Genomic DNA, 13962 nt, shown 5'->3' on the forward strand with positions numbered 1-13962 from the left:
ATACCTCCATGATCGATTTGACGCTCTATCACAATCTCGCTTCCGCATCGTCGCAGAAGGTCCGCCTGAGTTTGGCGGAAAAGAAGCTGGACTTTCAAAGCGTGGAAATATCGCTGGGAGGCGAGCAGCACGCGCCGGGTTACCGTGCCGTCAACCCAGCCGGCGTCGTGCCGACGCTGATGCACAGGGGCGACCGGATGTTCGAAACGGCCGCCATTCTCGAGTATCTGGATGAGGTGTTTCCATCTCCGCCGTTGAGCCCTTCCGACCCGGTCCTGCGGCAGCGGATGCGCGCTCACATCTGCCGGCTCAATGAAGTCAACCATCCGGCCAATGGTATGATGCACTATGCGATACTCGCGCGGCCGGCTCTTCTCCACTTGCCTTCCGACCGGCTAGAGGCGTTGCTGGCAGCGATGCCCAACGAGCGAGACCGGAAATTGCGCCGAGCGGCCGTGAGCCAGGGCCTAAAAGCCCCGGAGTTCGCCGATGCCGTGCGCACTCAAGAGCAGATGCTCGACACATTCGAGGAAATGCTGGGCCGCACCTCCTACCTGATCAACGATGACGTGACCCTGCTCGATTTGACGGCGCTGCCTTACATCGCCCGGCTCGACCAGATGGGGTTGACGAAGTTGATCACGAACTGTGATCGGCCTCATCTTGCGGCCTGGTACAAGCGCATGAAGCTTCGCCCCTCGTGGGAGGCCAGCTTCGCCTTCCTCGCGGCCGGCCCCTTCAAGGATTGGCAGACAATGGGTCGCGCGGCGATGCCAAGCATCCGACCGCTGCTGCGCAGACCGCCGAGGAACCATTGAGCCCGCCGACAGCCTCGTGTCGGAAGGCTGTCCTGAAATCAACTATGGAGTTCGCCATGACCGATACCATGATGCCATCAGGGCAGGAACAATCGCCCGCCATTGCTGCTCCGAAAGACGCACGGCCCGTCATTGTGACTCTCGACATGACCGCTCGCAATGCGGAGGCCTTAAAGCAGCACCTGCTGGTGGTCATACCAGTGACACGGAAGGCCGCGGGGCAACGGTTCAGCTGGTCGACACAGGATCCGGAAAACGCCGCCCGTTTCACCCTGATCCAGGAATGGGATAGCCTCGCGCAGCAGCAGGGTTACATCGCGTGGCGGACACAAAGGGGTGATCTTACAACTCTTCTGGATATGCTCGAGGCTCCTCCACGCATTGAAATACGAGAAGTCTTCGATCGTTGAGAGGGAGCATGCATCCACACCATCGGAGAAGGAGACTCGACATTTTCATCTGCAACCCCGGTATGGTCGATGGGGAGGACCTACGCCGGCTGTTGCCGACCAACTGCAAGCTGCGGTCGGCGGGGCCTCATCGAACGCCAAAGAAGGGGCAGGATAGGTGAGCGTTATCAAGTGGCTGGGGCGGGAGGGTACTCAGCCAGGTTTGGACCTGTGACCGCTGAAGCTACGCACCTGAAAAGACTGGAGAAAATCCGGGCGACACTGGCACTGTGTAGCATCTTGGTGTCGCACTATCAAGAAACACCAAAACCGAAACGGCGGCGGCATATCTGAACCAACTGGCACTGTCGTCTCACGTGCGGAGCGACCGCAACGCAGGATGAGCGACCATACCGCCCCGAGCTGGAAGCCGTTCATGTCGTGTGGCTTGAGCGGCGCGCGGCCAACGTGTGCGACAGCAGCACCGCGGCGGAGTCGAAAGGATTCGGCGACCTTCGCCCGTGCGATGTAGTGCTCCGCCTCCCGCACGACTTGACCGAAGATGGCGCATTGCGTTCGGCCTCGGCCGCAGGATCGAGGGCGGCCGGTGCGAGGAGTATCGAGGAACGACCTCCAAGCCTTCCGATGCCACTAAACGGCTGCCCGCCTACAAGGAGGGTCGACCGTTTCCAGGCGGCCTTGCAACGGCAGCTGCCTTCGTCGGCGGAAACGGACCCTCCATTCAGTGCGGGGCGTTGGTAGTAGTCAGGATCGGCGGAGCGGTCGCAGCTTGCAACACATGCGGGGCCGGCTCACGTCCACCTCGTCGCGCGACTTCCCTGCCTTGTAAGGACCAGGTGCACAACCCGGCCCCCACACGGCCGAAACGCGGTCGGTAGTTCGGAGCGGCATCACCGCAAACAAGGTAACGGCGGTACGGATTGGGCTGGGAGGCGCTCGACACTCGGGGACATCAAGCCGCTGGGCCCACGCCGCTTCTTTCCTTGATCACGTTGGGTGTCGCGGGCCTACCGGTCCTCATGCTCGAACTGTTCGGCAAGTCCCTTGTATTCTTCAGTCAGATCCTTGATCCTTTCAGCGAATTCCGGGTGAGCCGCCCCTTCGGCTAATTGACGCAACCACACGGCCCTTTTGCGCGACCTTTCCGTGTCAAGATCGATAGGAGCTTTCAGATGCATTTGCTTTTCCTCCTATGCTCACAGAAAAGCCGCCCCGAAGAGCGGCCTTTACATCCTTGGACGTAATTGTGTGCGGCGTTCGAGCGCCGTCTTTGGCAGACGTTGAAGCATACTCCCACTCCTCGGGCGATTACTATCGTGCAGCGAACCGAGCCACATCACGACTGAACCTTCCTCGCCCGAGCGGAGGTCATGATAGTCAGGATTTTCCTGACGGGCGACAAGCGATCTCCCGACTGCCCGGCGAGCTGCCAATCGCTACATTTCGTTGGGCCTGAAGTGATTGTTCGTGCAGAGTCCCGTGAGGAACGCATTTTTTGAGGGCGCCCCGGCCGACAACTTTTTGCGCAGCATCAAAAAGGACTCGCCGTACAGCCGAGAAACTCGCGTGCAGGTGCCAGCAAGGCTCGGGCTGCAGGCACCGGCCTTGCGTGCGCACACTCATCTGCCCGCTTCTGTCCGCATGTGCAATTGCTCGATCGACAACTCCACTCTACCCCGCGATCTCGGCGCCGCACGTTGTCGAACCACTGGCTGCTCACAGGAGCAGCTGGGTAGGAGTCATCTGAATGTACGGCACCCTGCTGCTACTCGTCATGCTAATCGCTCTCTCCGTCTTCGGCCTCGTGGCCTTGGAGGTCGCGGCGCGTCGATCGCCTGAAGGTAAACCTCAAGCGGCCAGGCCGAAGCGCCGGCTGAGATAATCCACGTTTCTCGGTCCATTCGCTGGAGATTGCTCAGTCGATAGCCGCCGTGCAACGGCGGCTATCGCGGCGCTCTGTCCTTGTCCTTATTTACTCGGTGCTGCGAGGCGAGCCGGCGAGTGATCGCTCGAGCCGCCAGTCGCATTCGGAGACGAACCCGGTGCACCACTCATTGCATACAGGTAGAGCGCCACGACGAACATCAGAACCGATACGATGCTGACAATCCAGCCAACGGGGCCGTTCGCGCGGGAGCCCCACAAGCTTGGCCCGTTACCGTTTGGTTGAGGCATTTTATTCTCCCAAGCCAACAATACTGGACCGCGGCCTTTCCGCACATGAGGCTTCTTAGCACAGTCGGGTTCGGGCATGATCGGCCCGAAATTCGGATTCGGAGGTTCGTTTTGCTGGTCGCACTCGTCGTCGTTTTCGTCGTGGTTTATGCCGCTATAGCGCTTGAGCACCCGATCCAAATAGAGAAATCAGCTTCCGCCCTCTTTGGGGCCGGCCTGCTCTGGACGATCTATGCCGTGGGTGCAACTGACCACGAAGCGATCATCGATCAGCTCCGCGAGACCATCGGTTCGACGGCAGGGATCATATTTTTCCTGATGGGCGCCATGACCATCGTCGAGGTCATCGACGCCCACGACGGATTCGAGATCATCACCTCGCAAATCAACACGAAGAAATTGACGATCCTGCTGTGGCTCATCTGCTCCGTGACGTTTTTTCTGAGCGCCGTGTTGGATAATCTCACCACCACCATCGTCATGGTTTCGCTGATCAGGAAGCTGCTGGACAAGCAAAGTGATCGGCTGTTGTTCGTCGCGATGATCGTGATCGCTGCCAACGCAGGCGGCGCGTGGTCCCCCATTGGGGACGTCACCACGACCATGCTGTGGATCGGCGGCCAGATCACCGCTCTCGCCATAGTCAAGACGCTATTCCTCGCGTCCCTCACGAACATGCTGATCCCGCTGCTCATCGTGAATTACCAGCTGCGGGGGCGAACTTTCGCTTCTCCCAAGGTCGATGGCAGCGACGATGCCTTCACGCCCACCTTCGAACGAAACGTCATGTTCGCCCTCGGGGTTGCCATCCTGGTCCTGGTGCCAGCGTTCAAAACCGTTACGCACCTGCCGCCTTTCATGGGCATCCTCTTCGGCTTGGGAACATTGTGGCTCGTCGGAGAGGTCATTCATCGCCGGAAGCAACCGCTGGAGAGAAGGCCGTTGACTGTGGCGCACGCTCTTACCCAGATCGACCTCAGCTCAATCGTCTTCTTCCTGGGCATTCTGCTGGCCGTTGCCACGCTGGAGCACACCCATATTCTGGCCGCCCTTGCAGCCTGGCTGGATCAAAGCATCGGCCGCACCGACGCAATCGTGCTTGCGTTGGGGCTGCTCAGCGCCATCGTCGACAACGTTCCATTGGTCGCAGCATCGATGGGCATGTATGGAATGGGCCAGTATCCACCAGACAGTTTCCTTTGGGAATTCATCGCCTACTGCGCCGGAACGGGCGGATCGATACTGATCATCGGCTCCGCTGCGGGCGTTGCCGCGATGGGAATCGAGAAGATCCAGTTCATTTGGTACATGCGAAAAATCAGCGTACTCGCGCTTCTCGGATACTTCGCCGGAGCGGCGGTCTACATTGTGCAATTCCGGTACTTTCACTGAACGCAGATTCTTTTCAGTGTGTCTGTCCAAGGATTCAACCCCTCGGCAGAGCGGCTAGTCGCACCGCCCGCACGCGCGGCGTTCAGGACGGAGCACCGCTCAATTTCCAACCACAACAAACAGAAGCGCGGAAGCAGACATGTTCGACGAGCGACGGTTCGACATCTTGTCCCCGGAGTTTCACGCGAACCCTTTTACGACGCTCGACCGCATGCGAACCGAAGGCCCGGTGGTGCGCTTGAGGTTGCCGATCGTCGCCGCACCTGGCTCGCGGCGAGCCACGAGAGCTGCGCAGACCTGTTGAAAAGCAGCCAGGACTTCGCGCGCGATCCCGCCAACGCCGGAAGCAGAACGCAGGAGCGGATATTGAAAGTTCTCCCGAGGACGCTCGGGCTTCTTGCGTCGAACATGCTCGGCCACGACGATCCGGAGCACCGTCGCCTGCGTGCCCTCGTCGACCACGCCTTCCAGAGGCGCACGATCGCAGCTCTCAAGCCGACGATCGTTGAGACGGCCGATCGGCTGCTCGACAAGCTGGACGGCAAGCCCGAGGCCGATCTCATGGCAGAGTTCTGCCGGGATCTGCCTCTTTCGGTAATCTGCGCGATGCTAGGGTTGCCGGAGAAGGATCACGATCGGTTCAAGAACTGGTTGGGCGGGTTGAAGGACACTGCGAATGTCTTTGCGGTGATACGCGCCATCCCCGGTGTGATCAGCGTCGTGCGGTACCTTCGGCGCGTTTCGAGACCCGGTGGCGGGGCGCGGCCGGAAGGGCTGATCGCTGCGCTGCGCGAGGCCGAGATCGAAGGCCAGAGGCTCAGCGAGGACGAAATCGTCTCCATGATCTTCCTCCTCTTCGGTGCGGGACAGGAAACCACCACGCATCTGATATCGGGCGGTCTCTATGCGCTGCTCACGAATAGGGACCAGTTGGGCCGGTTGCGCCAAGACCCGGGCCTGATGCCGACATGCATCGAGGAATGTCTTCGTTACGTCTCTCCCGTGCAGATGACCAAGCCTCGTTTCGCAATCCGGGATTTGATCTGGCAAGGACGCCAGGTCCGGCGCGGCGAGATGTTTGCGGCATTCCTTGCCGCGGCGAACTGCGACCCGGCACGGTTCGAGCAGCCCCACACGTTCGACATTACGCGCCATCCCAATCCGCACCTCTCGTTCGGCACCGGCGTACACTTTTGCCTCGGATTCCAGCTCGCGCGCGCAGAAGCGTCGATAGGCATTCAGCGCATCCTGGATCGCTTTCCCGCCTTGCGGCTCGCACATGGGCCCGAAGACATCAGGTGGCACAAGCGGCTTGGCATCCGCGCGTTGGCGAGATTGCCGGTGCGACTAGCGGCCTAAGGGGCCGGTCCGAGAACTGGGCCATCGGCTGCTCTCGCCTTGCCGCCTCTTTCGATTACCGAAGGATGTTGCGGATATGCCAGACCATGGTGGCGGCATAGACGAGGAGAGCAATGCAAATGCCAGCCGCTAGTTGAGGCTTTGAAAGCGACGCTCTCGTCAGGAAGAACACGATGCAAAACAGGGCGATGACGCCCAGCAACGACGGCACATGTTTCATAGTCGCCTGCCAATCCTTCCGGGCGGCCGGAGCGATACTACCCCTTCCGCGCTCAGATACCTCGCCTCGCTCATCCCGCCTCCGGTTCACGAGTCGTACCAGCACCGCGGCGCTTGATCTCCGCCGCGCGAACCTCGACCGACATTTTGGTGCGGTCTGGCGATTCGACGATCGCCTCCGGCGCCCCAGCTGCTCCCATCTCCAGGAGCTTAGCCTCGTCCTGCTTTGTCCGGGCCTTACGACGTCGCACGGGACTTCTCCGGCTCTCGCATACTCTGATTGGCCTTCCACCCGCCTCAGTCGACCGCGAGACATCGCGGCTGAATGATACCCACTAGATCTCCCCGTTGCGGTGGAAATGAGCCGAATGGAAGAAGGACCTTCCACATTGGCGCTCGTGTACGCCTCTGACGCTGCAATCAGTTGTGTGACGGCCAAGCGGTCGTAGGCGGGATGCCGCGGATTCAGGTGCAGGTTCGTCTCGACGATCATCACCTGTGTCACTCCGGAGGATTGGACCTCGACGGCAAATGACACGAACGAGACATGCGGGGCTCCAAAGGGCATCGGTTGGACTTTCACAAGCGCCGGACTTGGCTGAATCCCCAGCCGAGGCCGAGCATGGCCGCGATAAGCGAGCCGAGAAGGACGCCCAGTTTGGCCGCCGTCAGCAGTCCTTCATCAGAGAAGGCGAGCATCGAGATGAAGATCGACATCGTAAAACCGATTCCGGCCAGCAGGCCGACAAGGCAGACCCCAGCCCACGAGACGCCCGGGGCCAACCGGCACAAGCCAAGTCTTACCGCCGCCCAAGTCGCGCCGACGACGCCAAGCGGCTTGCCGGCGACCAGGGCGAGCGCGGTGCCCAGCATCACCAAATGCCCGCCGGCGGGCAGTTCGACGCCCGTCAGCGCGACGCCGGCGTTCGCCAGCGCGAAGATCGGCATGATGAGGTAGGCCACCCACGGATGCAGCGCCGTCTGCACCCGAGAGACCGGCGGCAGTAGCTCCCGTTGGGCCACGCGCAGGTCCCGCAGTGGTTGCGCCAACCTGTGCGGATCCTTCGCCCTAACCGCATCGCTGCTTCGCAATTGCTTGAGAGCGCGAGAGACCATCTCCAGTGGTGGCTCCCGCATGGGGATGGCGCGCGCGGGAGTCATCAGCCCGAGCAGCACACCCGCTAGGGTGGGGTGGATCCCAGCCGCCATGAACCCGATCCAAACCAGAGAACCAGGCAGGACGTAGAAAAGCGCAGAGCCGACTCCGATCCGGCGAAAGCCCAGGACGGCGACAACGCCGATCATCGACACGACGAAACCGCCAGGCTGAAGGCCTGCGGTGTAGAAGAGCGCGATGATCAGCACTGCAATGATGTCGTCGATGATAGCCAGAGCAAGGAGGAACACCCGCAAATTGACCGGGATTCTTCGTCCGAGCAGGGCGAGCACTCCGACTGCGAAGGCGATGTCCGTCGCCGTAGGCACGGCCCAGCCCTGCCCTCGATCCGGACCGGCGTTGAGGCTCAGATAGATGAGTGCCGGGAGGACGACGCCACCAATCGCCGCGACCAGCGGCAGCATGGCCTGGTCCAGCCTGCTCAGCGCGCCTTCGTGGACTTCCCGCCGAATCTCCATGCCCACGACGAGGAAGAACACGGTCATCAGCACGTCGTTGACCCAGAAATGCAGCGAGCGTGAAAAGACAAATTCCCCCAGACCAATCGTTACCGGAAGGTGCCAGAAATCGTGATAACTGTGGGCCACCGGCGAATTCGCCCAGATCAGTGCAGCGGCGGCGGCAACGAGCAGCACCGCACCGCTGACGGCCTCGACATGCAGGAACCGCTGAAGGGTGTTGAGGGCCTGTTCCGCCAGCCGCTGGGCTTTCGGCAGATCGTCAAACGGAGGATTGTGGTTCACGGGCGCAGGATCTCCGCGTGGCGGCCCGACCATCGCTTTCCTGTCGCTGCCGATACAGCGAACACCCGAGCCCCGGTTATACATCCCATGGGCGTCATTTCAACCTTGGACGAGACGGAACAGTGCCTGGGGGGAAACGGCCGTGGAGAGGATCAGCGGCAGCGGCTGCACCATCCGTCCCTCGGGTGGTACTCATCCCGGGAGTGCTCCCCGACGCTCGGAATCCTTTCAGCCTCAGGAAGAGGAGTACCGGCGCGCTGCAAACGCTCGGCACGCTCCGGTCACCAGCGCCACCGAGATCAACACCTCCACAGCATAGTCGTCGATCATGCGCATGGCATGGTAGGCGACGTATCCGGTGGCAAGCCCGAGCACGATCCCACCTCCCGCTTCCCGCAGGAGCAGTTCGGCGATCTCTCTCCGAGACCGAGGTGGCGCCTTCTCCGGAGACGGCGAAGCGCAGCAGCACGGTGAACAGGACGATGCCGACGCCGTCGTTGAAGAGAGCCTCGGTCTCGATCTGCGGCATAGACGCGTGGACGAAATTTTCCAACCGCTATCGCCATATCCCCCTGCACACCGCCGGCAATCAGCCTATCCCTCGTCGACCACAGAAACACTCCAGCAGTTGCGACTACGCGGTCGACCGTTGCGAGGGCTAGGTCACGCAGTCTCATTTGCGGGCCGCGATCCAGGAAGCGACCAAAAAGCCATTTGCGTAGAACCACGAACGTTCCCGTTCTCGGTCTGTTTGCCGGCGACGGCTGCTTCGAGAACATCCTTGCTCCCGGCCGGCCAAGTGACGAGCGTCTCACGCACCGGTGGGCTCGGTCCTGCGTTCTGAGCTGGAGTGACGACGTGCGGAAAGCCTTCGTCGCCGCGCTATCCGAGCAAGACTCGAGCGCGCCGCTTCGGTCCGGTATCGTACTGATCGCTTGTCCGCCTGCTCACAGGATCTCTCAAGCTGCTCTAGTGCTTGAAGGTCGCGCGAATACTCCCGTATCAGCTCCCCCAAAGCCGTCCGAGCAGCACCGGGCGGAAGCACTTCCGCGAGGGCTGCGCACCGTTCAATGCGGCAGGACAGCGCGTCACGTAAGGTCATCAAAACGCATCCGCCAGAGCCCTTTGCCTACCGAATTTGGCGCATATTGTACCCGCGGCGAGCCGCATTCAGCAAGAGCCGGCCAGACTCATAGTATGCAGGTGGCTCTGCCGTAGCAGTAATCAGCGCGCCGTTCACTCGCAGGCTGATGCGGCGGCCGGGTCGATCTCGCGGCGTCCACGCGACGGGGTGAATAAAAAGAACGGCCAGCAACCGAGCTGGAATTCAAGCCATTTGGGCGAAGTAAGACGCTGGCGAAGGCGATCCTGTCCGTTAGGGAATCGGGATCTAGAGCTACGCGTACGGGTCGGAACGATCGCGAAGGTTTTGCCACCATTGCTGCGAAAGCAGCGTTGCTCTCAACCGACATGTTGTTTTCGCACAATAAGCTGCAGACGAGCAGAACAGATCGTCATATTCTGGGTTGCCTAGGGCGCGACACGGACCACTTCCAAATCGCTCGTGTCGTAGTCAACGAACTTTGCCGCTTAACGCGCGTACAGAACGCTCGGGAGCCAGACGACGATCGACGGGAAAAGAATGCAGAGGCCCACGCCGAACCATTGCAGCGCCATAAACTGCAACGCGGCGCGAAAGATGGTTGCCATGGTGATCTCTGGCGGCGCGACGCTCTTAAGATAAAACAGCGAATAGCCGAACGGTGGAGAAAGGAAAGCCATCTGCATGTTGACCATGAAGATGACGCCGTACCAGAGCGGTACATCCTCCGTCCGTACGCCCGGGAGGCCGAACAGCCCACCCCATTCCAGGCTCTTCATTATGGGCAAGAAGATCGGCACAGTTAGCAAGAGGATGCCGACCCAGTCGATGAACATGCCGAGGACGAAGAGGATCAGCATCATCAGCATCAAAATGCCGTAGGGCGGCAAACCAGTGCCAAGAATCGTGTTCGCCACAAAGGTCTGCCCGCCCTTCACGATGAAGAAGCCGACGAACATCGTCGCACCGAAGAATATCCACATCACCATCGCGGTCGCCTTTAACGTCGCGATGGCAGCCTCCTGCACCGCCAGCCAGTTCAGCCTCCGGTGCAGCGCGGATACGAACAGCGCGCCGAAAGTGCCGATACCGGCCGCTTCCACCGGCGTCGCAATGCCGACAAAGATCACGCCGAGCACCAGCACGATCAGAAGCAGCGGAGCAATGGTATTCTTCAGCAGCCGAAGCTTTTCGCGCGTACTGACGCGTTCTTCGGGCGGCAGCGCGGGTCCAAGGCTAGGGTTGATGTAGCAGCGGATCAGAATGTAGGAGATGTACAGCCCCGAGAGCAGGAAGCCCGGAAAGATTGAACCGACCAGCAATTCCCCCAGCGATTGCTGCGCGACCACTGCATAGACGATCGCCATGACGGAGGGCGGGATCAGAATTCCCAGCGTCCCGCCGGCGAGCAGCGAACCGCAGGCAAGCTTCTGGTCATAGCCGCGCTTCAGCATCGCAGGCAACGCAATCATGCCCATGGTGACTTCGGTGGCGCCGACTACGCCAACCATCGCGGCGAGCGCCGTGCAGGCCAGCACGGTCGCGGCGGCAAGGCCGCCCTTGACCGAGCCCAGCCATTTATAGACGGCGTCAAACAGTTCCTCGATAATGCCCGCTTTCTCCAGCATCGCGGCCATGAAGATGAACAGCGGCACCGCCGAGAGCTGGTAGTCGGTCATGAAAGGGAAGATGCGGGCCGGCATCATGTTCAAGATGGCCGAATTCCCGAACAGGAACAGAAACACTACCGCGAGACTGCCCGTGCAGAATGCCATCGGCAGGCCGAGCGCCAGCAACACTCCCAGCGACCCAAACAGCAGCAGCGTAAGCCATGCGATATCGATTTCGAAACCCACGGCTCAGCCCCTCCCGCGCCTCAGAATGAGGACATCTTTGATCAGCTTCGAAAGGCCCTGAAGCGCGAGCAGCGCAGCGCCAATGGGCATCATCAGCTTCACCGGCCAGTATTGCACACCCCATTCGGTAAAGGAGACTTCGCCGGTGCTTCCGGGATTGAACGAATCCATGGCGAAGCGCCAACTCGTGAAGAACATCGCGAACACGAAGATGAAAAAGAATACCGAGGTGATGATGTCGGCAATGGCTTTGCCGCGCGCCGAAAACTTCACGTAGAGTACATCGACGCGAACATGTTGATCGCATTGATAGGCATAGGCGCCTGCCAGCATGTATTGCATGCCGTACATCAGGAACATGCTTTCATGCAGCCAATTGGTCGGCGAATTAAACGCGAAGCGAGCGATCACCTCGTAATAGTAGCCAAACACCGAGATGACGGCCCAGTAGGCGACGTACTCGCCGGCGCGAATGTTCACCGATTCGATCGCGTCGGTTAATCGCGTGTGCAGGCTAAGCGTCGGATCTTCCTGCGTTCCGATTTGGGGCACGTCGGGCGGCACGACTTCGGGTGGCGCGTTGGCCAGTTGCTCGGCCTCGCGGAGCCGTTGCCTGCGCGTCAGGCCGGGCAGCAGGAAGGCGTCGCCGACCAGCATCGCCGCCATCAGGATGGCAAGCCAGCGTGAATAGCCATGCCAGCGCGCCAGGTCAGTCTCGGCCTGCTCAAAATCCGATCTGGCCTTGGGGCCGGCGGCCTCGGCCTTGGCCAGGCGCTCCTGCATCTGCGGCGTCGCAGTTACGTTGGGCGGAATCTTGGCATGATCGAGTTCCGATATAGCGGCGCCGACCGCAGCGCGCGTGCGCGAGACATCCTCGCGCTTGTCGCGGATGACGTCGGTGGTGTGAAGGATCAGCAGGAACACCGGAATGAAGATGAAGCCCCAGTTGTTCTTCAGGTAGAGGCGATGCAGGCCCATGAAGCCTGAGCAGAGCCAGAACATATAGGCGATGAAAAGCGACGGGCCTCTGGGAACGCCTCGCCGGTGCTCACGCCGGACGAAGTAAATGGCCACAAGAGGAAAGACGACGAGCGTGCCCCAGTACAGCCAATGGGGCAGCACAAACGGAAGGCTGGGCATGAGTTTCCCCGGAATTCCCCGCGTCTGCAGGAACAGCAGACGGCTCCGACTTGATCGATGGAAAGGCGCATTCCCGCTGCGGCCCTCCTGGCAAGGCGAACGGCGGCACGGACTCCCGCGCCGCCGTCACCGACAGCGTTCAGAGATCGAGCTTCTGGCCCTGATACATATCGGGTGTGACGTAGCCGTAACTCGGCGATTCCATTACCTCTAGTTGGGCTTTGAAGACGCGAGCGGCGTCCTTGTCCTTGTTTGCCCACTTAAACCAGATCGGCACCGCGACGCGCTGGAATTTCTCTAGATCTGAAACCGGCAGGCGGTTGATCTCAGTCCCGGCTTTGATGAATTTCGGCCAAGCTTCCATATCGGCCTTCTGGATCGCTGCGTGATGCAGCGACGAATAGGCCTCAATTTCGAGTTCAACCCAAGCCTTCATCTTTGGCGACAGCTTATTCCAGTGGTTCATGCCGACGCAAAAGTCCATGAGATCGACGGGCTGATAGATGGATTCGAGTCCGACCGGCCCCATCCAGATGTACTTGGTGACCTGCTGGAATCCGAGATCCCAGTTCACCGCTGGACCGGTGTAGTCGGCCGCCTCGATGGTACCTTTTTCGAGCGCCGAGAAGACCTCCCCGCCGGGAAGTAGCGTGGTCTTAGCGCCAATCGCCGCGAAGCCCTCGGCGATCATACCGCCGGGAACGCGCAGTTTGAGGTCCTTGAAATCTTCAATCGAACGGATAGGCCTCTTTGAATGGATGATGTTGGGGCCATGATGGATGCGCCCGACATACATGATGTTCTGCTTGGCGAAAATCTCGCGCGCCATTTTCAGGCCGTCCTTCGAGTAGAAGAACACGTCCCATTCATGCGGATAGCGCAGACCCATCAGATAGGACGATAAGAACGCCGTCGCCGGCACCTTGCCGACCCAATAGACGGTGAAGGAGTTCATCGCCTCGAGGACGCCGTTCTTTACGCCGTCAAGCAGCTCAAAGTCGCCGACAACTTCCTTGGCAGCGAAAGGCTTGAATTCGAGCTCGCCGCCGGTTTTTTCCTTGATCGATGCGGCCCACGTCTTGAATGTATTGAGCCCCACGCCAGCTGGCCACGAAGTCTGGACCTTCCAAGTCGTCGTTTCAGCTGCATCGGCATTGCGGATATAGGGAGCGCTTATGATCGCTGCTCCCGCAACGGCGGCACCACTCAATACGGTGCGGCGTGTTGCTGTCGTGTCTGGACGCACTTTCATTGCTTCCTCCCTGGCGTGTTCTTTGAATTTGAACGACGTTTCTTATTTTTCATTAGTTTGAAGCGGTCTTGACTAAGCATCAACCCCGCAGCCTCCGGAATTATGCCCATCTTTAAGTTGGGAGACATGGATTTTGCCGTCGTTTTAAGGCAACGTTAGACTAAAGACGGATACTATTTTGCCTCGCTACGAGCGCCGACCGGCGCAGCGGCCGAAAGACGACAGGCCAATTCAGCGTCTCGGCCAGGGATATAGCGCTTTACCGCATTTTGCAGGCGGGCTCGGCTTTGCGTTTCCAAATCGCAAGGCAGGGATTTCA

11 protein-coding genes are annotated in these 13962 nt (G+C 60.2%); 4 read left to right on the forward strand and 7 right to left on the reverse strand.

The window, feature by feature from the left end; translation table 11 throughout:
• Positions 1 to 8 precede the first annotated feature (8 nt).
• Together ABIC03_RS07530 and ABIC03_RS07535 are read left to right on the forward strand one after the other, a co-directional pair.
• Positions 9 to 818, forward strand: coding sequence for a glutathione S-transferase family protein (locus ABIC03_RS07530; RefSeq protein WP_354056783.1), 810 nt, complete (start codon positions 9 to 11; stop codon positions 816 to 818).
• A gap of 56 nt (positions 819 to 874) precedes the next feature.
• Entirely contained in the window at positions 875 to 1228 is a 354-nt protein-coding gene (locus tag ABIC03_RS07535; RefSeq protein ID WP_354056785.1) for a putative quinol monooxygenase, read from the forward strand.
• Positions 1229 to 2235: 1007 nt separating this feature from the next.
• Here the strand turns inward: ABIC03_RS07535 and ABIC03_RS07540 are convergent.
• Positions 2236 to 2406 (reverse strand): hypothetical protein, encoded by a 171-nt coding sequence (locus ABIC03_RS07540; protein ID WP_354056787.1) that lies wholly within the window; start codon positions 2404 to 2406, stop codon positions 2236 to 2238.
• 1108 nt (positions 2407 to 3514) lie between these two features.
• On the opposite strand from ABIC03_RS07540, the gene nhaD reads away from it, so the two are divergent.
• Together nhaD and ABIC03_RS07550 are read left to right on the forward strand one after the other, a co-directional pair.
• Positions 3515 to 4795 (forward strand): sodium:proton antiporter NhaD, encoded by a 1281-nt coding sequence (nhaD, locus tag ABIC03_RS07545; RefSeq protein ID WP_354056789.1) that lies wholly within the window; start codon positions 3515 to 3517, stop codon positions 4793 to 4795.
• A 366-nt stretch (positions 4796 to 5161) separates the two neighbouring features.
• Positions 5162 to 6154, forward strand: a complete 993-nt coding sequence (locus ABIC03_RS07550) for a cytochrome P450 (protein ID WP_354056791.1) — start codon at positions 5162 to 5164, stop codon at positions 6152 to 6154.
• Between the two features lie 290 nt (positions 6155 to 6444).
• Here ABIC03_RS07550 and ABIC03_RS07555 read toward each other — a convergent pair whose 3' ends face one another.
• The 6 genes from ABIC03_RS07555 to dctP all read right to left on the reverse strand — a co-directional run bounded on the left by ABIC03_RS07555 (position 6445) and on the right by dctP (position 13643).
• Complete coding sequence (locus tag ABIC03_RS07555; RefSeq protein ID WP_354056793.1) at positions 6445 to 6624, reverse strand: hypothetical protein; 180 nt, start codon at positions 6622 to 6624, stop codon at positions 6445 to 6447.
• Positions 6625 to 6952: 328 nt separating this feature from the next.
• Positions 6953 to 8326 (reverse strand): Na+/H+ antiporter NhaA, encoded by a 1374-nt coding sequence (nhaA, locus tag ABIC03_RS07560; protein ID WP_354057542.1) that lies wholly within the window; start codon positions 8324 to 8326, stop codon positions 6953 to 6955.
• A 201-nt stretch (positions 8327 to 8527) separates the two neighbouring features.
• Positions 8528 to 8668 carry a hypothetical protein gene (locus ABIC03_RS07565; RefSeq protein WP_201266204.1) on the reverse strand — a complete coding sequence of 47 codons (141 nt, stop codon included), beginning with the start codon at positions 8666 to 8668 and terminating at the stop codon, positions 8528 to 8530.
• Positions 8669 to 9883: 1215 nt separating this feature from the next.
• Positions 9884 to 11251, reverse strand: coding sequence for a TRAP transporter large permease (locus tag ABIC03_RS07570; protein WP_085402328.1), 1368 nt, complete (start codon positions 11249 to 11251; stop codon positions 9884 to 9886).
• A 3-nt stretch (positions 11252 to 11254) separates the two neighbouring features.
• Positions 11255 to 12391 (reverse strand): TRAP transporter small permease subunit, encoded by a 1137-nt coding sequence (locus ABIC03_RS07575; protein ID WP_354056796.1) that lies wholly within the window; start codon positions 12389 to 12391, stop codon positions 11255 to 11257.
• 139 nt (positions 12392 to 12530) lie between these two features.
• Positions 12531 to 13643 carry a TRAP transporter substrate-binding protein DctP gene (dctP, locus tag ABIC03_RS07580; protein WP_354056798.1) on the reverse strand — a complete coding sequence of 371 codons (1113 nt, stop codon included), beginning with the start codon at positions 13641 to 13643 and terminating at the stop codon, positions 12531 to 12533.
• Positions 13644 to 13962 lie beyond the last annotated feature (319 nt).

This window comes from Bradyrhizobium sp. RT6a (assembly GCF_040547675.1).
In the GTDB taxonomy this organism is placed as follows: domain Bacteria; phylum Pseudomonadota; class Alphaproteobacteria; order Rhizobiales; family Xanthobacteraceae; genus Bradyrhizobium.

Bases quoted from the DNA above. Each gene is read 5' to 3' on its own strand.
- ABIC03_RS07540 (WP_354056787.1), bottom strand. From the start codon at position 2,406: ATGCATCTGAAAGCTCCTATCGATCTTGACACGGAAAGGTCGCGCAAA.
- ABIC03_RS07535 (WP_354056785.1), top strand. From the start codon at position 875: ATGACCGATACCATGATGCCATCAGGGCAGGAACAATCGCCCGCCATT.
- nhaA (WP_354057542.1), bottom strand. From the start codon at position 8,326: ATGGTCGGGCCGCCACGCGGAGATCCTGCGCCCGTGAACCACAATCCT.
- ABIC03_RS07575 (WP_354056796.1), bottom strand. From the start codon at position 12,391: ATGCCCAGCCTTCCGTTTGTGCTGCCCCATTGGCTGTACTGGGGCACG.
- dctP (WP_354056798.1), bottom strand. From the start codon at position 13,643: ATGAAAGTGCGTCCAGACACGACAGCAACACGCCGCACCGTATTGAGT.
- ABIC03_RS07530 (WP_354056783.1), top strand. From the start codon at position 9: ATGATCGATTTGACGCTCTATCACAATCTCGCTTCCGCATCGTCGCAG.